Source organism: Aquimarina muelleri DSM 19832, assembly GCF_000430665.1.
In the GTDB taxonomy this organism is placed as follows: domain Bacteria; phylum Bacteroidota; class Bacteroidia; order Flavobacteriales; family Flavobacteriaceae; genus Aquimarina; species Aquimarina muelleri.
This window is the reverse complement of sequence record NZ_AUML01000016.1, coordinates 99,320-118,057: the sequence shown is the minus strand read 5'-3', so window position 1 is coordinate 118,057 and position 18,738 is coordinate 99,320. Positions and strand designations below refer to the sequence as shown.

The window sequence follows — 18,738 nt, the reverse complement described above, 5'->3', positions numbered from 1 at the left end:
AAATCATATATTTCACTCTGATAGAGGTGTGCAATATGCTTCACGTAAAATGAAGCTGATTTTTAACAAAAATAGTACCATCAAACAAAGTATGAGTAGAAAAGGAAATTGTTGGGATAATGCAGTAGCAGAATCGTTGTTTAAAACCATCAAATACGAATGTACTAATAGATATAAATTCAAAAACTATCTTCAGGCATACTCTAAGATAGAAAACTATATCCAGTGGTACAATACAAAAAGATTACATTCTTCTTTAGGATATAAAACTCCTCTAGAAGTAGAAATACAATATTGGAAAAATAATAAAAAAGTGGCTTGAGAAAATAGTCCCAAATTTAGTAGGTAGTCCATACTGCTGTCATGGCTTTTATTGCTGCCAGTTATGCATTATATACAGTGTTTGATAACTACTTTACCGCAGCTTTCTTTGGATTGATTTGGGGGATGTTGATTTTTAATTTAGATCGATTTATAGTTTCTACTATTAAGAAAAAAGATAATTTTATAGATGAACTACTACAAGTTTCTCCCAGGATTATTTTAGCAATAATTATTGCTATAGTTATTTCTAAACCATTAGAATTAAAGATTTTTGAAAAAGAAATTGATAGGGTATTATTGGAGCAAAAAAATGCATATACATTAGCAAATAAAGAACAGATAGCAACCCAATATACTCCTGCAATTACTACACTTGATTCTGAAATTAGTACTCTTAAACAAGAAATTATTACCAAGGAAACAGAAGTAAATACCCTTTATGAAACCTATATAACAGAAGCAGAAGGAAGAAAAGGTACCGAAATTATAGGAAAAGGGCCTGTATATAAAGAAAAACGAGATAAACATGATACTGCTTTGGCAGAATTATCAGAGTTGAAAAAAGAAAATTCAGAAAAAATATTTGCTTTAGAAACTCAAAAAACAGAATTAGCTGCAAAATATAAAGATCAAGTAAGCATATCACAGCCAATTATCGATAATTTTGATGGTTTAATGGCACGAGTTACTGCTTTAAACAAACTACCTTGGTTACCTTCATTTTTTATTTTCTTATTATTTTTGGCAATAGAGACTTCTCCAATTTTTGCAAAACTATTTTCCCCAAAGGGAGAGTATGATTTTAGATCTGCGGATTTAGAAAACGAAGTAAAAACCTGGGTAGAACAAAAAGAAGCACAAAGAAAAATAATGCTTGAAACAGATCATGTAATAAACGATAAAGTATACGGGGACCTTTCTGAAGAAGAAGAATTATACGCTTATAAGAAAAAAATAGCTCGAGAAATGATGAAAAAGCAACAAGATACTTTTTATAAACGACAGACAGGGATCTTATAAAACGGCACTAAGCCACGAAGTGTGTAATTAAAATATCGAGGGTTGCAACCCTCGATATTTTAATTACAGTTTTAATAAGATAGTGTCTGTAATATCAAACACTATTATTATAAAGATATACCGAAAGGATCCTCTATAGAGTGTGCGGGTTGCGTAAACCATTTAGGACCTTCTTCTGTCATATAGATATGATCCTCTAATCGTATACCAAACTTATCAGGCACACATATCATAGGCTCATTACTAAAACACATTCCAGGAGCAAGGATTGTATCTTCGTGTCTTGCTATGTAAGGCCACTCATGTATATCCAACCCAATGCCATGTCCAGTTCTATGAGGTAAACCAGGAATCTTGTAATCTGGTCCAAGACCATTAGCTTCTAGGGTTTTTCTGGATGCATTGTCGATTACAGCACAGGGTTTTCCTAATTGAGCAGCTTTAAATGCAGAGAGTTGCGTCTCTTTTTCGAGATTCCATATTTTACGTTGTTCCTCATTAATTTCACCATATACATAGGTCCTGGTAATATCGGATATGTAGTTATGCAAAACACAACCTGTATCGATCAAAACCATTTCATTTTCTTCCAGATTTTTTGGTGTTTTTACTCCATGTGGAAAAGAGGAATCTACACCAAATAATACAATACAAAAATATGAGCCAGAAGATATACCGTATCGTTTATGAGCTTCGTTAATAAAATCTATAATCTCTTTAGCACTTATTCCTGTTCTTAATATTCGAGCAGCAGCCTTTTGAACCTCTAGAGTTATATCCATAGCGGCTTGCATAATAGCAATTTCTGCAGAAGATTTTATCATTCTGCAACCAGCAGTAACAGGTTTTGCATTAATTAATTCATAGGTTGCCGGGATTACTTTTAAAATTCCGTCGATTACAAAAAACGGAGTAGCCTCATCCATTGCAATCTTTCCTTGGGTTATATTTTTGCTCCTAAGAATTTCTAAATACAACCCGTAAGGATTTTCATGTTCTTCCCAACAATGAACAGGACCCTTTACTACCATAAAATCCAAGATGGTGCCTTTTTCAAATTGAGGAGCTATATAGTGCACCTCTCCATTAGAAAACAGTAATGCTCCTACCATTCGCTCACTAGGATTCCATTTAGTTCCTGTAAAATAAAACAAATTGGTTCCTGCATGAAGATATATTACAGGGATGTCCTGTTGTTTCATAATATTGCAGGCTTTGCGTATTCTAATTTCAAATTCTTCTTCTTGAATAGGTTTTACAAGATGTGCTTTTGGTTGTATAGCATTTAATTCTATTTCGATGGTTGAACCACCTATCCCTAATGCGTTCATAAATTAGTGTTTGTAGTAAATCGTTATGCGTTTATCAATTTTTCAATTTCGTTAATTTCAATAGGCATTGCTTGTGTAAGATTTATATTTCCTGTTTCGGTAATTAGATAATCATTTTCTAGTCGACAACCTATCTCTTCCTCTGGGATATAAATTCCAGGCTCGCAAGTAAGTACCATCCCTGGTTTTAAAACTTGAGAATATAAACCTACATCATGCACATCTAATCCAAGATGATGCGCAGTACCGTGCATAAAATATTTTTTGTACAAAGGTTTTTCGGGATCTTGATTAGCAATATCAGAAGCTTGTAATAACCCAAGTATAATAAGTTGTTCTTCAACTAAAGTTACCATCTGTTTTTCATAATCAGCAGGAAGAATACCTGGTTTTAGTAACTGACTCCCTTTTTTTAAACAATAAAGTACAGACGAATACACTTCTTTTTGTCGTTTAGAAAACTTACCATTTACAGGAATACAACGTGTAGTATCGCTATTATAATTTCCGTAGCAAACGCCAAAATCTAATAATATCATATCCCCTTCTTTACAAATACTGTCATTCGTATTATAATGTAAAGCACAGGCGTTTTTCCCTGAAGCAACAATAGGTTTAAAAGCATGTCTTGTACCACCATTTTTGATGAGCATATACGTTAGCTCAGCTTCTAATTCATATTCTTTACAATTTGGTTTTACCGTTTTAAGTACCCTATGAAAACCTTTAATGCTAATATCAACAGCTTTTTGTATTAATGTAATCTCTTCATCAGACTTAATAGTGCGTAAGGCTCTTGTAATTTTTGCAGCTCTGTAATATTGGTGCAAAGGATATTTTTCTTTGCACCAATTAATCCATCTGTCTTGTTGTGTTTGTTGGTTATGAGTAACTCGTTTTATATGTTCATTATGTCCTAAATAAAAACCATCTGCTTCAAAGGCCATACTTTGAAGTGTTTTTTCAAAATCATGAACCCATTCAACTCTGTGAATGCCAGAAATTTTGAAAGCTTGTTCTTTGGTAAGCTTTTCTCCATCCCAAATTTTAATATGCTCATTGGTTTCTTTAATAAATAAAATCTCTCTATTTTCAGTCTTATAAGCATCGGGATACAGTACCACTATTGTTTCTTCCTGATCAATTCCACACAGATAAAACAGATCGTTGTTTTGGGCAAACCCCATTACATCGTCTGCATTAGTATGTTTGATATCATTGGAGGTAAGAATAGCAATAGTATTATCCTTTATTTTGGAAATAAATTTTTTTCTGTTCTTTATGAATAAGCTATTGGGGATAGTTTGGTATCGCATATTAAAAAGTTCTATCTGGATGAAAAGGGTTTAAATCTAGTGATAATTTTTTATTAGAAATGATTTCGGAAACTAATTTTCCTGTAGAGGGTCCCATGCTCCAACCCATCATTGCATGGCCTGTGGCAATAGTTAAATTTTTACATTTTTTAGATCTACCAATATAAGGTATTCCATCTGGCGAAACAGGTCTTAATCCACATTCTACAGTATTTTTTTCTGTAGTAGAAAGTTGTACTTTAGGGTAGTATTTTTGGGTAGCATTAGCAATGGCTTCTACTCTTGCTTTATTAATAGTATGATTAATTCCTGCAATTTCCATAGTGCCTGCAAATCGAGTAAATCCCTGCATAGGGGTTATTGCTACTTTAGCTTCGGCTAATATTGCAGGAATAGTGATTCCAAAATCTCTTTCAGAATTAATGCGATATCCTTTTCCTGCCTCTAGTAATAATTTAATCCCTAGTTTTTTACTTAGTAGGTTGGACCAGGATCCAGCTGCCAAAACAAACTCATCTGCGGTATATGTTTTGTTTTTTGTTTGTACCGAAGTAATTTTATTATTGGTTACAACTATATCCTCTACTTTTTCGTTTTTGAGAATTACTACTCCAGAATCCACTAGATGTTTTTTCATTTCCTCCATAAAAGTTTGTGGAGTAGTATGCCAGTCACAGGAATAGTGTACAGCTCCTTTAGCTTGTATGTTAGCGTTAGGTTCCAGCTTTTTCAATTCATGAAGCGAAAGTTCTTTTACAGCAAGACCTTCGTTAGCAGCAATATTGGCAACTTTTATTTCCTCTTCTAACATTTTGTCGGTTTGACAAATCATTAGAAGTCCTTTTTTTTCTAATTGAAAAGAAAATTTTTCTTCCGTCTTAATTTCAGCATATAAATCTCTACCCGATATTGCAATATCTTTGATAGCAGTAATCCCCCGATGTACATTTTTTGCGGAGCAAGATTTGTTAAAAGCCCAAGTCCATTCTAGGAATTCTGGATTAAGACGTGGTTTTATAAATAAAGGACTTGTAGAGTTAAACATCCATTTTAACCCCTTTTTCATTACACCCGGAGCAGCAAGAGGAATAATATGACTAGGAGAAAGATATCCCGCATTAATATAAGAGGCACCAACATCCATAGAGGATTGGTCAAGAATGGTTACTTGATGTCCTTCTTTTTGTAAGTAATAAGCAGAACATAATCCTATGATTCCACCGCCAATGATGATGATTTCTTTATTCATAATTGTATACACTTCGACAAGCTTAGTGTGATATTTTGTTACGTTTAATTTAGTTTTATTATTACTTTATTTGTTTCCTTAAAAGTTAATAACCAATTTAGGCGCTTATGTGAGCTCGTTGAAAATTTTAGATAACCTGAAAACCATGTGCGTAGGGATCATTCTCTTCGTCTATGATAATAGTATTATACCCATACACCTTTGCCCATCCTTGTATACTAGGTATTATGGCTTTTGTACCAACTAATTCTGTTTCTTCTTCAATTCTACCTATAAAGGTACTACCTATATAACTTTCATGAATAAACTCTTCTCCTTTTTTTAGTTTCCCCTTGGCATGTAGTTGCGCAATTCTAGCAGAAGTTCCTGTGCCGCAAGGAGAGCGATCAATAGCTTTATCTCCATAAAAAACGGCATTTCTACCAGAAGAAGAAGGATGGATAGGATCTCCTGTCCATAACATATGTGTTACATCTTTAATGGTATGGTTTTCTGGATGTATAAAAGCATTTGGATATTTTTTGTTAATACACTCTCTTAGTGTCTGAGAGTACTGTATTAATTTACTAGCAGTAAAGTTGTGTACTCCACTAAAGTTTTTTTGCGGATCTACAATAGCATAAAAATTACCGCCGTAGGCAACATCAAAGGTAAGCTCTCCTAGTTCTGGACATTCTATGGTCAATCCTTCTGCGGCTAGGTAGGATTTTACATTTTTAAGCCTTACCCAATCTACCTTTTTATTAGTTTGCTGGTATTCTATCTCTACCAGACCAGCTGGGGCTTCCATTCTAATTTTACCTGGAACTTTTGGAGTAATTAATCCTTCTTCGATAGCAATGGTTATAGTTCCTATAGTACCATGGCCGCACATAGGTAAACATCCTGAGGTTTCGATAAATAATATAGCAAAATCATTATCGGGATGGTGGGGTTCAAAAATAAAACTACCACTCATCATATCGTGTCCTCTGGGTTCAAACATTAATCCTTTTCTAATCCAATCATATTCGGCAAGAAAATGTTGCCGTTTTTCGCTCATCGTTTTACCTATTAGATTTGGTTTTCCTGTGGTAACTACCCTTACTGGGTTTCCGCAGGTATGTGCATCAATACATTTATAGAGATTTCTTGCCATTTTTTGTCTTTTCAATATATCTGTTAATTCTATTTTCTAAAATAGAAAGTGTTACGGTTCCTTGTTCTAAGATTATTTCATGAAATTCTCTGATATCAAATGTGTCTCTTAGTTCTTTTTCTGCTTTTTTACGAAGTTCTCTTATTTTCAATTCTCCAATTTTATAAGATAAAGCTTGACCAGGCCAAGAAATATACCGGTCTGTTTCTGTATGTATTTCATGCATGGATAATGCGGTATTCGATGCCATAAATTCGATAACCTGTTCTCTGGTCCAACCTTTAGCATGAATCCCCGTATCTATAACTAATCTACAGGCTCGCCACATTTCATAGGTTAATTTTCCAAAATGCTCATAAGGAGTAGTATACATGCCCATTTCTTCTGCGAGAAATTCTGAATATAATCCCCAGCCTTCTCCATAAGCAGATAGGTACAGATCTTTTCTAAACTGGGGGATGCTATCTCCTAGTTCGTTGTTTAAACTACTTTGCAGATGGTGTCCTGGTACGGCTTCATGTACTGTTAGTGCAGGTAATGTGTATAGTGTTCTGCTTGGTAAATCATAAGTGTTCACCCAATAGTAACCAGGCTCTGTACTATTGGCTTCTGTGCCTATATATCTGCCACTAGTATATTTTGGAGCAATAGCATCTGGAACAGGAGCTACGCCATATGGTTTTCTTGGTAATGTTTTAAAAAAACGGGGTAACTGCTCATCTGCTCTTTTTGCCATGTCTCTGGCAATTCTAAGTAATTCTTCTGGGGTTTCTGCATAGAATTGCTTATCAGTACGCAGAAATGTAAAGAAGTCTGAAAAACTACCTTTAAAGTTTAAATCTTTTATGATTTGTTGCATTTGCGCATGTATTCGGGCAACTTCTTTTAACCCTATAGTATGAATATCCTCTGCGGTATATTTTGTACTTGTAGTATAATAGTTTATTCTATTTTGATAGTATGTTTTACCATTAGGGGTTTGAGATATTCCAAGAGTAGTTATGGTTTTAGGTAAATATTCTGTTTCAAAAAATGTTTTTATCCTTTTAAATTCAGGAACAACTTTGTTTTTTATAACTTCTTTTGCCGCATTTAGTATAGAATCTTTTTGATTTTTGTTTAAGGATTCTGGTAGATTTTTAAAAGGAGAATAGAAATAACTTTCTTCCACATTTTCAACGATATGATCGTTATAAGTAGATTCATATCCGTTAAAAATAACTCTGGGTTGCGAAATGCCTTTTTCAAGCCCTTCACGCAAATTTTTATAATGTTGTTTGGCGAATTCTGGTATTGCATTAAGAGTGTTCATGTACTCTTTAATTTGCATGTAATTAGTAAATGGTTTAACAATATAATTAAGATTGTTATGAAATCCAGAATCGGATAGTAAGGGGTTTAAATAACTTTCAAAAACATAGAAATCAATGTTTTCTTGTAATGTAAATTTTAATAACTCCAAAGATATTCTATCTGTTTCTTTAAGGAGAGTTGTATCTATATTTTTAAGTTCTGTTATTTTGTCTTTTGCAAACTCTGCTTCTTTTTTAAAATATTCTTTGGTGAAGAGTCCAAGTGGGTATTTTTTTTTATCATACGCTTCTCTTTCTTCGGTTTGAGTTATAATAGTATGTAATTTTTCTTCTTCAGATACTTTTTTTGTTTCTTGTTTGGTATTGTTACAACTAATAAACAAAGTCAGTATCCCTAAAATTTTAAAAACTCTCATATTACATACATATTATACATACTAGTTCTTATATCATTTTATTATAAAAGAACAAGAACTAGTATGATTTTGAGGATTAAGATAGAAAATTATATTTTTCTATAGGTATGTTGACTGTCTATTACTCTCGAAATACCTAATGGGTTTTCATTTTTAAGTTCGTCTGGCAATAAGTCGTTAGGCCAGCTTTGATAACTAAATGGTCGTACCCATCGTTTGATTGCATGAATACCTACTGCAGTAAATCTACTATCCGTAGAAGCAGGATATGGTCCGCCATGAAGCATAGCGGGACATACTTCTACCCCGGTAGGAACACCATTAAAGATAATTCTTCCTACACGATTTTGTAGGGCTTCAATTACAGTATTGTATTTTACAATCTCTTCGTTTTCTGCTATAATAGTTCCTGTAAGTTGTCCTTCCAGATTATTTATTATGGTTTCAAGTTCTTTGGCATCTTGGCATTGTACCACCATAGAAAAAGGTCCAAATACTTCCTCGTGTAAGGTTTTATTTTCCAGAAATGTTTTTCCATCTACAGTAGTTAGGGTTTGCCGTGCATGGTTTGTTGCAATATCGTTATTGAACTCTGCAGTAACCGCTAAACCGTTTTGTTGCAATGCATTTGTTTTGTTTTTGTCGTAGTTGCCAATAATATTTGGGTGCAGCATACAAGAAGGTTCAATTTTTACTATTTCATCAGATAATACCTTTATAAAATCATCCAAAGACTCTCCTTTAATACCAAGGATAAGACCTGGGTTAGTGCAAAATTGTCCTGCTCCCAGAGTGATAGATTGTGCATAGGTTTTAGCTATTTCTGTTCCTCTTAAAGTAGTTGCTTTTGGTAGTATAACAACAGGGTTTACACTTCCCATTTCTGCAAATACAGGTATTGGTTCTGGTCGTTGTGAAGCTAGGTCAAACAAAGCTCTTCCTCCTTTAATGCTACCTGTAAACCCTACAGCTTTTACTTTTGGATGCTTAACAAGTTGTACACCTACTTCTATGCCAGCACTATTAAGATTTGAAAACACTCCTTCTGGCATTCCAGTTTTTTGTGCAGCCTTACTAATTGCAGAAGCTACTAATTCTCCTGTAGTAGCATGCATAGGGTGTGATTTTACAATCACAGGACACCCAGCTGCAAAAGCAGCAGCAGTATCTCCCCCTGCGGTAGAATATGCCAGAGGAAAATTACTTGCTCCAAATACAACTACTGGTCCTAACGGAACTAACATTTTACGAATATCTTGTTTGGGTATAGGATTTCTGTCTAGATCCGAAGTATCTATAGTTGCTTCTACCCAAGAGCCTTCTGTTACCAAATCAGCAAAAGTTCTTAATTGCCCTACAGTTCTCCCTCTTTCTCCTTTTGCTCTTCCCTCTGGTAAGCCAGTTTCTGACATATATGCTTCTATCAAAATTTCATCCAGATTCAAAATTTCATCAGCAATAGCATTTAAAAATTCTCCTTTCTTAGCTCCAGATACTTTTTTGAAAACTTCAAAGGCTTCAGTAGCTAGGGATACTGCTTTTTCAATCTCTTCTTCTGAAGCTTCAAAAAAAGTATGCTCATTTTCAATATTCAGCTTTGGATTAAAAGTTTTGTATGTTTTGTTTCCAGTAGCTAAGAGTTGATTTCCTATGTAATTTTTGCCTGTTATCATAATTTTTAATGATTTAATCTCTCACAGCGGGTTTTTACTTCTCTGAAGCTTCTTTAGAAAATAAAATATATGTTCAGAAGTATGATCATGAGTTTGCTATAAGGTTGGTGATTATAAAATGAATACTTGTAAAATTACTAAATGTTATATAGTATATATAGGGTTTAACATTTAATATGTTACTACATTAAGTTCTTTGTAATTAGGTAAAACAGGTCTTGTTTTTATGCCTTTTTCAATAATTTCAAGGACTCTTTTACGCTCTTCGCCAACAAGAGATAATCTTGGGGCGCGTACATTTTCTGAACCAATACCAGTTGCTACTTCTGCCAGTTTTATGTTTTGTACTAATTTAGCATTTATGTCTAATTCTAGTAATGGTAAAAACCAGCGATAAATTGCTATAGCTTCTTTAATTCTTCCTGCTTTTTGAAGTTCATAGATAGCTACAGTTTCTGCAGGAAAAGCATCTACTAACCCTGCAACCCATCCATCTGCGCCCATTATTAGGCTTTCTAGAGCTAAGGTGTCTACGCCGGTAAAGATTTTTAATCGATCACCAAATCTATTTTTAATTCGGGTAACGTTAGAGATATCTCTGGTAGATTCTTTTACAGCTTGTATATTATCTAGTTTTAATAGCTCCTCAAACATATCTAAGGTAACTTCAATTTTATAATCTACAGGATTATTATATACCATTATCGGTAGATCTGTGCTTTGAGCAATTTCTTTAAAGTATACTATGGTTTCATGATCTCCGGCATTATATCGCATAGGAGGAAGCACCATTAATCCGCTGGCACCATCTTCTTTTGCTTTCTTTACCGCTTCTATAGCTCCTTTTGTAGTTTGTTCGGCAATGTTAATAATAACAGGAACTTTGTTTTTAACGATGTCTACTGTGGTTTTTACTAAAATTCTTTTTTCATCATCACTTAATGTACTGGCTTCTCCTAAGGTACCCCCAAGGATAATACCATGAACACCTGCTTCTAATTGCGCATGGATGTTAACTTCAAACATTTTTAAGTCTAAAGTGTCGTCTTTTGTAAATTTTGTAGTTACTGCAGGCATTACGCCTTTCCAATCTATTACCATAATCGAGTTTTTTTGTCAAAGATATTAGTAAACCCATGAAAGGGATACTGTGAAATTATCCAAAAGTGATACTATATTACCCTAGATTAAGGTATTTTAATAGTAAAATGAATAATATTAGTTAGTTTTGGTGTGATAAATAGATGAGTAAAGATCTGACTATTAAAAACAAAATGTGTATAGATGAAAGTTTTACCCTTTAAAATACCTAAAACATCTACAGATACACTTATCGTTCAAGAGGATAAAGGTTTGATGTTTTATGACACTCTTCATCAGCATGAAGAGATTCAAATGTCTCTTATAGTTAGTGGAGAAGGTAGTTTGATTGTTGGAGATACTATTACAAACTATAAAGCAGGTGATGTTTTGGTCTTTGGTAGTCAAGTACCTCATGTTCTAAAAAGTATTGCTGCAACTATAGATTCTTATATGATTTCTATTTTTTTTACAGAAAAATCTTTTGGTTCTGGCTTTTTTGAACTTTCGGAGTTTAATGACATATCTAATTTTTTTAGTAGTTTATCTTATGGCATAAGAGCAGTGTCTAAAAAAGAAGAATTAAAAGAACAATTTTTAGCAATTCAAAAAAAGAAATTTCGATTAGATCGTTTTATGATTTTTTTACAGATTTTAAAACTTTTTAGCAAAGCAGATATACAAACAATATCGACTTCTATTACTAGAAAAAAGTATACGGACAATGAAGGAAAACGAATGGCAAATGTTTTTCAATTTGTAATGAATAATTTTTATAGAGATATGACTCTAGATGAGGTTTCAGATATTGCAAGTATGACTTCTAACGCTTTTTGTAGATATTTTAAGCAACGAACTAATAAGACTTTTTTTCAGTTTTTAACAGAGGTGCGAATAGAGAATGCTTGTAGGATTCTTTCTAAAAAGCCAGATATTTCTATTACTGAAGCATCTTTTGAAAGTGGTTTTAAAAACCTTTCTAATTTTAATAGAAAGTTTAAATCTATTAAAGGTATAACCCCGTCTAAGTACAGAAAAAAAATACAACAATCTCATCTTATTTAATCTTTAATCCACATTGTGGAGTTTAATTCTCCGAGGCTTACCTCGAAAACAAAATATATTTTCGGAAACATACCTCGTAAGCTTGCTCTGAGGTTATTGATTTATTCGTAAATCGTATTAACTCCTAAATAGGGGTGATTATCCAAAGCTTGTCTCGAGAAAATAAATATTTTTTTAGAGTGTACTTTATTATCCTACTTAAGGTTATTTATTTTGCAGGATATTCTGCTATATTATTATTAGTTTTTGGATGTTTTGGATTACCACAAACAGGAATAGATGGTTCTTTGGTTACACTGTATGGTAAGTTGCCTTTTTTTGTAGGTAATTTTGAAATGGCTTCATGTTTAAATATATGAACGTCTGATCGGGTATATCTTCCTGCCAGAGCTAAACGCACTTTGTTTTTTGAAGTATTTGCATAAGAGGCATGGGTATTTAAAGAGGTAAAGATAATAGCTTCTCCTGCTTTCATTTCGAGATCTCTAACGGTAACATGATCAAAAAGAGAAGGAACTTCTTTTTTTATCTTTTCGAATACTAATTGTGCTTTTTTGAAATTACCAGTAGTATACCATATAGTTTTTAAAGATTTAATAATTTCTGAATAGGATATTGACATTAAATATCCCAAAAGATCATTTTGGATATTGGTAACAATTCTTTCTAAACGTCCATCTTTAAAAGATCCTTCGATCATTCGTAAACATCCTGTTTCTTTATTCGTATCTCTAAGTGCAATCCAAACGGATAATTGTACTATTGCAGGGTGTGTAGGAGTGGTTGGTTCTAATTTTGGTTTTGTATCAGATTCTCTAAAAGTGCCAGTTTGATGCCAAAATGTTCCTTCTTGTTTTGGTTTTTTTTCGAAAAATTGAGATCTCCAACATAATAAATCATCTCCCAAAATACTTTGTAAAGGCTGTGCTATTTTTGGATGTACCAAAACATCCCAAATCTTTCGATATTTGGATCCTTGAAAAAAACCCAAATAATTAATAGAATAATTACCAGATACTTTTAAAGAGTTTAAAATATCATCTCCAAAAGCGGTAGTTTTATGAAAATTATCATGAAAAAGAGTATCACTGTCATTAGCCAAATCCTCTGCGTCATCTGTTGCTAATACTCTAAAAGGGCCATGAATTCCACTTTTTAAAAATTGTTGTATTTCTGATTCTGTAAGATAGTTTTCTCCAAATTCCTCTTTTCGTTTACTTCCTAAAGCTTCAAAATCGCCTAAATAATCATTTGTATTTGCTAGTAAATCAAAACTTTTATTAAATAAAATTCTAATTGGTTTAAGAATAAGTTTAAGTACTGTTATTATGATAGCAGTACAGTGTATTTTTATATTTTGTGTAGTACTTAATTTTGTCTTAGTCCAATAACTATCCAGGTTTTCATAACAATCTGTCATACTAGTGTCTTATTTTTTAATCTCTCATCTAGGGTTAGAAACCCTAAGACTAGCCTCAAAAATAAAATATATTTCCAGAAGCATATTTTGTGATTTTATCGTGAGGTTGTTGATTTGTTTTAATATGCGAGTAGTATACTAATCACGCCTATAACCAAACATAATGGAGAAAATAATCGGGCATCTAATTTACCAAATTTGGTTTGTGTAATTTTTTTAAAAAACCCTATATATTTAAAATCCCCTATGGCTCTTAAGATAAATATAAACGGAATAATCCATTTTAATATATTGTATATCCAATTAGATAACTCATAACTAACAAGACCAGATTGTAAAACATAAAAAGAACCAAAAAGAGTTAGTCCTATCGCAACTATAGCACTGTCGGTTTTTTTAGGGTTTAGTATTTTTGTGCCATCTTCTTTTGTTGGTAAGGAGGCATCAAAACCAAATTTTCCGCCAATAACCCAATTAAAATGTATACCAGCCAAGATGAAAAGGATAATACTTAATAATATAGATAGTATCATATATTTATTTATAAATTATTTTAGGTTTTAAAATTCCAGTTAAGGATTGGTGTTTTTCGTTTTTCATTACTATTCCAAAGTCCGAGTTGAATACCTCTGGTATTTTTACTTTTGTTAAATATCCCGATTTGAATACCCCGTACTGTTTGTCCATAATTTACGGCACCTATTTGAAGCCCGTTCATGAGTATTGCCGAATTACTTAAGGCTATTTGGATGCCACTTAAATATATTGCTTCATTAAAAAACAGGGAAAGTTGCGCTCCATTGGATTTATCCATTGCATTCCAAACCCCTGCGATTGCTACTCCGTTGCTTAGTTCTCCAAATTGCGCTATAGCTGCAATCGTTATTCCGTTAAAATTAACACTGCCAATGGTTCCTGTAGAAACATTTATACCATTAACAATTTCATTAAAATGATACTTTTTTCGATCAAATTTTTCATCAACACTAATAACATTAGATATTGGACTTCCATTTCCTAAAGGAGCTAAAAACCCAAAACCAGGTATTTCTAATCGAATTCCATTAGTTTTTACGAATTGATTTGAGGGAAATGCACCTATAGAAATTCCATTTACTGTAGTGTTTTTGGTATGAAAAGTCCAAAACAAATACTTGTTATTTTGATTGTACTCCTGACTTTGAGAGCTAACAACAAAAAGAAATATTATAACAAAAAGGGTGTTTTTCATTCGATATGTATAGTATTACTTGCTGTATAATATCAATCTATAGATATATTTAGGTGGTATAAATGTACTATTAATGTTTTAAAACAGTATCTGTTTTAATTGCTAATTTTCTAAGGTTTGTGTTGAAAACAGAATATACCTTCAGAAACATGTCTTGTAAGCTTTCTTTAAAGTTATTGATTAGTTCTACTGCATAAAACGGTTTAGACATTACTACTGATTTGTTAGATATTATTTTCTTTTTTTAACCAAAAGTGTAACTAATTGATATACAAAATTATGGTTATCCTGTAATATGTGTATTGGTTTTTTAGAGAAGAAATATCGTGAAATATTTTTTTATAAATATTTTTCAGACATTGTATGATGTAATCAAAAGTATACTATCGAATTGAGTTGCAACTATTTTTATTTTGTTTATAAAGGCGGAATCTGAAAAGCCTGTTTTTAATAGAGTAAGAGATAATAATTATACATAATTATGAGAACAATCACACAACAAATAGTTCCAACTTTTGATGAGGCAATGCCCCTTCATTCTGGTGATGAGAATTTTTTAAAGGAACTTCAGGCTGTTTTAGAAAAACATGGAAATATTAATAGGTTTGGACTTACCCTTTTACATGACCATTTTACAATTAACGAAGATGAAATTTTATTAGAGACTAATGATCATCACGATAGAACATTAGAAATGCAGGTAGTTAAACGATCTGATTTAACACCAGATGTTAAATTTACAAGTTGGCGTATAGGAGGACCTAATGCGGTAGCATTAACTGGATGTAAAGAGGATAAATGTAAGAGTCCTGTTACTATAGAAGCACTTACTGGATGTAAAGAGGATAAATGTAAGAGTCCTGTTACTATAGAGGCACTTACTGGATGCAAAGAGGATAAGTGTAAGAGTCCTGTTACTATAGAAGCATTAACTGGATGCAAAGAGGATAAGTGTAAGAGTCCTGTTACTATAGAGGCATTAACTGGATGTAAAGAAGATAAGTGTAAAAGCGCGATTATTTCTGCAAAAGCATAAATCCTAATTACAAATTTTAATCAATAATATAAATTTTCGCAGTAGTACATAGAGTCTACATTGTAAACTCTATGTACTACTATGTTTTTCAAAGATTTTTAAGACTATCTTTTGTTCTATTTAGAAAATTTCAGATCATGGATTATATGTTTAAAAAAGATTTAAGACTTCCTTTTGTTAAGGATACTCCTGTAACGAGTTTATCGGATTACCTTGTCAGTAAACAAAAACTTGATCATGAAATAATGCTAGGGGTAGCTAATGCTAAAGTATTATTTGCAAACTATGCTGTTATTAAATCAGATTTTCCAAATCAATGGAATAGAATAACCAAAAACACCAAAAACCCAGAAGAGGCGATAGATAATTGGCTTTTAAAAAACACTGCTTTTATATCTGTTAGCCAAGCAAAATCTAAAATTACTAATACGACCATACATACCACAAACGCTAAGTCCTCTGCATGGCGACCACCACGATATGGTAGAGCAGCAATTTTGGGTCAACCAGAAGAAAAAGAAGAAAGTTCCCCTTTTTTATTCGATGTTAAAGGTACAGGTGTTCCTCCTTATGAAGAACCAATACTACCAAATTCAAATGGGTTAATGACTTTGTCTGAGGCGGTACATGAAGTTATGATGGAGCACTTGGTTTATATGTCTATGAATCATGCAAATACAGATATTCGTCCTTTGCCATCCTATGCAGTTATCGATCTTGGTTTTGATGCACTTTGGCTGGATGGAAATGCGCCAGAAAGAGCTGTTTTATTGCTAAGAAGAACTACTACTAGGCCTCGTTTTCAGTGGGAACGTTTTTATCAAGGAAAAGAAGTAGCATCTGCTTTATTAGAGGTAGAATTATTGTTGCGCAAATACGGACTAACAGCGAGTAATTGTGGAGCTGTTCGATTTAATATTTTTAATAATGGAGAAGAATTGATTGCAGATAGAGACGGAAAAAACATAGAACTAAAAAATACAGTAAAGAATCTTGTGATGAATTCACTTAAAATAAATGAAGGAGATACTGTTATTGTAGATGGGGTTAATGTACAAATTGCAGGTCAAGTAGAAACTAATCCATTATCTATGCGAATAATGGATTTTGGTAGGTATAGATTTTGCTCTCAGTTTAATAATGAATTATACTCATGGATAGATGCAGATTATCAAAATTTAAATGGAGTGTTTTTGTCGAAAAAAGATAAAGAGTATACGCAACCTGATCCAATCTTAAATTTAGCCAATACTACTACAACTCCTGATTTTTTATTGTTAGATGATTTTGTTAAAAATTACAGCAAAAACGATGCGTGCCCTGAAGAACTTGCAAGCTTATTTCGTAATGTAATTACTTATGCAACAGCAAAGTTGAATAGTTGATTTTTGACTGAATTTAAAATACCTCAATTTAATTTACGGTAATTTCATTTAAGAACAGATAAAAATTGAGCTTAAAGGATTCTATCTACTCTTTATTTTTAGATTGTAATATCATCTTTTTAATTAAAGTAATTTGTCCTAAATGATAGTAACTGTGTTCTATCATTGCCTCAATATTTCTTTGGTATGTCCCGTATTTTTTGTCTACAAATATTTTATCTAAATCTTCGTCGGGCATATCTTCAATACTATTCGCAAATTTTTGGGCATTATTCCACATAGTATTTATCAACTCTTCCCAATCTTTTTGTGATGTAATAGGGGGCAGATCAAAGCTATATTTATCTCTAATTTCTAGTGCGCCTCCTTCAAACACATTCAGAATACCAGCTATATAATAGTTGATATGAAAAGTAAGAGCAGCAATGGTGTTTAAAGACTCTATTTTGGTTGTTGCCTGATGCCAGGTTATGCTAGTCAATTGATCTTTATAATTAGTATTAGCAATCCATACGCCATTTAGAATTACTTCTCTAAATCGATTTGCTATTTGTTCTGTTCGTTTCATATGTTACTTTTTTATATGTCGAAAAATATTGTGGTAGTAACCTGAGTTCGATTTATCTGAAATGCGTCAGTTTGAGTAAAATTCTATTAAGAATTTTGTATAGAAAATTAGCATTTTCAGATAAATCAAACTCGAGTTAGTAAAGCTTTTGTAATAAGTCTGTTAGTGATTTTGTATCAAAAAAAGACTTTACAGGATATAATCTGGTTTTATATTTATTGTTACAGATATAACATAGAGTAAAAAATATTCAAAAGTTGAGTGAAATATACTCAAAAAAGAAACCCAAAAGATCCTTTTTTTGAGTCTTTTGGGTTTAAAAAAAAAGATTCCCTTATCTTTTTTCACTTATTTTTTTAAAAATTGTTGTTTTAAATCGTCGTAGATAGATTTTGTACTAGTGATTCCTTTTTTATTAGCTCATAGTATAATATAGATACTTGTAATGCCTCATTACCTACCAGTAATATGTTATTATCTATATCTCAAAAAAGTTGTTCTATAAGATTAGTAATCGGGTTAATTGTGCTGCTACAGGTTCCGTCTTTTAAAAAATTCTTCCTTATCCATATACAATGGCATCAACTCTGAATTAGTTTTTAATAGCCATTAAAATGAGTTTTTATGTGTATTAAATTTTGATAAACCAAATGTAAAACAAAAATAGCTCTGTTAATCAGGGGATTAAACCCCTTTTTCGCAGGGGAATTTTCTTAAATTTTATTTTCAACCAATACAGATGTAGTAGTATTTATGTATTCTTATAGCATAAATTAGATATAGAATTTTGTTTTTAGCCTACATTGTGGAGTTTAATTCTCCGAAGTTATTGGTTATAAACCAATTTAGTTTTTTGAGATGTTTAAGGATATGTTTCTCATTTTATTTTTTGGTATTTCTGATATATGAGTGGCAAAGTTGTAGCTATTCTTTTCCTCTAAAATTGATAATACAAGAAAAATGATATTCTTTTTTAAGAGCAAACAATAGATGTTTTTACGTTTTATATTAATGAATAGTATTGTATCTGGAAAGTTATAAAATCATCAAAGATCGAGAGTGCCTTTTTTAGTTTCCTTATAGATATTATACTCCCTATGTATAATTTTATATTCCTTGTATAATATATGTTTATCCACAGACTAAAAGTAGTGCTCCCCGCTATCATGAGCA

The 18,738-nt window shown here is 32.3% G+C and carries 16 protein-coding genes and 1 pseudogene; 5 read left to right on the top strand and 12 right to left on the bottom strand.

Features of this window, described 5'->3' with window-relative positions; translation table 11 throughout:
• Nucleotides 1-322: integrase core domain-containing protein (locus H527_RS0108200; protein WP_027412256.1), on the top strand; the 322-nt coding region annotated here is incomplete at its 5' end.
• Nucleotides 323-345: 23 nt separating this feature from the next.
• A pseudogene (locus tag H527_RS21690) lies at nucleotides 346-1,344 on the top strand (DUF4407 domain-containing protein); the annotation flags it as partial.
• Nucleotides 1,345-1,451: 107 nt separating this feature from the next.
• On the opposite strand, the gene H527_RS0108190 reads toward H527_RS21690, so the two are convergent.
• The 7 genes from H527_RS0108190 to H527_RS0108160 all read right to left on the bottom strand — a co-directional run bounded on the left by H527_RS0108190 (nucleotide 1,452) and on the right by H527_RS0108160 (nucleotide 10,881).
• The gene (locus H527_RS0108190; RefSeq protein WP_027412255.1) at nucleotides 1,452-2,675 is read right to left on the bottom strand and encodes a M24 family metallopeptidase; all 1,224 of its coding nucleotides are present in this window, start codon (nucleotides 2,673-2,675) and stop codon (nucleotides 1,452-1,454) included.
• A 23-nt stretch (nucleotides 2,676-2,698) separates the two neighbouring features.
• Nucleotides 2,699-3,991: an aminopeptidase P family protein gene (locus tag H527_RS0108185; protein WP_027412254.1), complete on the bottom strand. Its 1,293-nt coding sequence runs from the start codon at nucleotides 3,989-3,991 to the stop codon at nucleotides 2,699-2,701.
• A gap of 1 nt (nucleotide 3,992) precedes the next feature.
• Nucleotides 3,993-5,240, bottom strand: a complete 1,248-nt coding sequence (locus H527_RS0108180; RefSeq protein WP_027412253.1) for an NAD(P)/FAD-dependent oxidoreductase — start codon at nucleotides 5,238-5,240, stop codon at nucleotides 3,993-3,995.
• 127 nt (nucleotides 5,241-5,367) lie between these two features.
• Nucleotides 5,368-6,378, bottom strand: a complete 1,011-nt coding sequence (locus H527_RS0108175; RefSeq protein ID WP_027412252.1) for a 4-hydroxyproline epimerase — start codon at nucleotides 6,376-6,378, stop codon at nucleotides 5,368-5,370.
• Nucleotides 6,359-8,107 carry a DUF885 domain-containing protein gene (locus H527_RS0108170; protein WP_027412251.1) on the bottom strand — a complete coding sequence of 583 codons (1,749 nt, stop codon included), beginning with the start codon at nucleotides 8,105-8,107 and terminating at the stop codon, nucleotides 6,359-6,361. Before H527_RS0108170 ends, H527_RS0108175 begins: the two co-directional genes overlap by 20 nt.
• A gap of 89 nt (nucleotides 8,108-8,196) precedes the next feature.
• A complete protein-coding gene (locus H527_RS0108165; protein ID WP_027412250.1) occupies nucleotides 8,197-9,780 on the bottom strand; it encodes an aldehyde dehydrogenase (NADP(+)) in 1,584 nt (527 codons plus the stop codon).
• A 171-nt stretch (nucleotides 9,781-9,951) separates the two neighbouring features.
• Entirely contained in the window at nucleotides 9,952-10,881 is a 930-nt protein-coding gene (locus H527_RS0108160; RefSeq protein WP_027412249.1) for a dihydrodipicolinate synthase family protein, read from the bottom strand.
• Nucleotides 10,882-11,064: 183 nt separating this feature from the next.
• Between H527_RS0108160 and H527_RS0108155 the strand changes: the two genes are divergently transcribed.
• Nucleotides 11,065-11,925, top strand: coding sequence for an AraC family transcriptional regulator (locus H527_RS0108155; protein ID WP_027412248.1), 861 nt, complete (start codon nucleotides 11,065-11,067; stop codon nucleotides 11,923-11,925).
• A gap of 208 nt (nucleotides 11,926-12,133) precedes the next feature.
• On the opposite strand, the gene H527_RS0108150 is transcribed toward H527_RS0108155, so the two are convergent.
• The 4 genes from H527_RS0108150 to H527_RS23895 form a co-directional block, all read right to left on the bottom strand.
• The gene (locus tag H527_RS0108150; protein WP_027412247.1) at nucleotides 12,134-13,345 is read right to left on the bottom strand and encodes a phytanoyl-CoA dioxygenase family protein; all 1,212 of its coding nucleotides are present in this window, start codon (nucleotides 13,343-13,345) and stop codon (nucleotides 12,134-12,136) included.
• Between the two features lie 119 nt (nucleotides 13,346-13,464).
• Complete coding sequence (locus H527_RS0108145; RefSeq protein WP_027412246.1) at nucleotides 13,465-13,878, bottom strand: DUF3995 domain-containing protein; 414 nt, start codon at nucleotides 13,876-13,878, stop codon at nucleotides 13,465-13,467.
• Nucleotides 13,879-13,898: 20 nt separating this feature from the next.
• A complete protein-coding gene (locus tag H527_RS0108140) occupies nucleotides 13,899-14,576 on the bottom strand; it encodes an LA_2272 family surface repeat-containing protein (protein WP_027412245.1) in 678 nt (225 codons plus the stop codon).
• A 70-nt stretch (nucleotides 14,577-14,646) separates the two neighbouring features.
• Complete coding sequence (locus tag H527_RS23895; RefSeq protein WP_155837833.1) at nucleotides 14,647-14,787, bottom strand: hypothetical protein; 141 nt, start codon at nucleotides 14,785-14,787, stop codon at nucleotides 14,647-14,649.
• Between the two features lie 270 nt (nucleotides 14,788-15,057).
• Here H527_RS23895 and H527_RS0108135 point away from each other — a divergent pair, with 270 nt between their 5' ends.
• Together H527_RS0108135 and H527_RS0108130 are read left to right on the top strand one after the other, a co-directional pair.
• The gene (locus tag H527_RS0108135) at nucleotides 15,058-15,612 is read left to right on the top strand and encodes a hypothetical protein (protein WP_027412244.1); all 555 of its coding nucleotides are present in this window, start codon (nucleotides 15,058-15,060) and stop codon (nucleotides 15,610-15,612) included.
• Between the two features lie 137 nt (nucleotides 15,613-15,749).
• Entirely contained in the window at nucleotides 15,750-16,997 is a 1,248-nt protein-coding gene (locus H527_RS0108130) for a hypothetical protein (protein WP_027412243.1), read from the top strand.
• An 85-nt stretch (nucleotides 16,998-17,082) separates the two neighbouring features.
• On the opposite strand, the gene H527_RS0108125 is transcribed toward H527_RS0108130, so the two are convergent.
• Nucleotides 17,083-17,565: a DinB family protein gene (locus H527_RS0108125; protein ID WP_027412242.1), complete on the bottom strand. Its 483-nt coding sequence runs from the start codon at nucleotides 17,563-17,565 to the stop codon at nucleotides 17,083-17,085.
• Between the last annotated feature and the right edge of the window lie 1,173 nt (nucleotides 17,566-18,738).

What these genes read in the sequence shown, in the direction of transcription:
- H527_RS0108165 (WP_027412250.1), bottom strand. Translation starts at nt 9,780, where the DNA reads ATGATAACAGGCAAAAATTACATAGGAAATCAACTCTTAGCTACTGGA.
- H527_RS0108140 (WP_027412245.1), bottom strand. Translation starts at nt 14,576, where the DNA reads ATGAAAAACACCCTTTTTGTTATAATATTTCTTTTTGTTGTTAGCTCT.
- H527_RS0108170 (WP_027412251.1), bottom strand. Translation starts at nt 8,107, where the DNA reads ATGAGAGTTTTTAAAATTTTAGGGATACTGACTTTGTTTATTAGTTGT.
- H527_RS0108190 (WP_027412255.1), bottom strand. Translation starts at nt 2,675, where the DNA reads ATGAACGCATTAGGGATAGGTGGTTCAACCATCGAAATAGAATTAAAT.
- H527_RS0108145 (WP_027412246.1), bottom strand. Translation starts at nt 13,878, where the DNA reads ATGATACTATCTATATTATTAAGTATTATCCTTTTCATCTTGGCTGGT.
- H527_RS0108135 (WP_027412244.1), top strand. Translation starts at nt 15,058, where the DNA reads ATGAGAACAATCACACAACAAATAGTTCCAACTTTTGATGAGGCAATG.
- H527_RS0108160 (WP_027412249.1), bottom strand. Translation starts at nt 10,881, where the DNA reads ATGGTAATAGATTGGAAAGGCGTAATGCCTGCAGTAACTACAAAATTT.
- H527_RS0108180 (WP_027412253.1), bottom strand. Translation starts at nt 5,240, where the DNA reads ATGAATAAAGAAATCATCATCATTGGCGGTGGAATCATAGGATTATGT.
- H527_RS23895 (WP_155837833.1), bottom strand. Translation starts at nt 14,787, where the DNA reads ATGTCTAAACCGTTTTATGCAGTAGAACTAATCAATAACTTTAAAGAA.
- H527_RS0108175 (WP_027412252.1), bottom strand. Translation starts at nt 6,378, where the DNA reads ATGGCAAGAAATCTCTATAAATGTATTGATGCACATACCTGCGGAAAC.
- H527_RS0108130 (WP_027412243.1), top strand. Translation starts at nt 15,750, where the DNA reads ATGGATTATATGTTTAAAAAAGATTTAAGACTTCCTTTTGTTAAGGAT.
- H527_RS0108155 (WP_027412248.1), top strand. Translation starts at nt 11,065, where the DNA reads ATGAAAGTTTTACCCTTTAAAATACCTAAAACATCTACAGATACACTT.
- H527_RS0108125 (WP_027412242.1), bottom strand. Translation starts at nt 17,565, where the DNA reads ATGAAACGAACAGAACAAATAGCAAATCGATTTAGAGAAGTAATTCTA.
- H527_RS0108185 (WP_027412254.1), bottom strand. Translation starts at nt 3,991, where the DNA reads ATGCGATACCAAACTATCCCCAATAGCTTATTCATAAAGAACAGAAAA.
- H527_RS0108150 (WP_027412247.1), bottom strand. Translation starts at nt 13,345, where the DNA reads ATGACAGATTGTTATGAAAACCTGGATAGTTATTGGACTAAGACAAAA.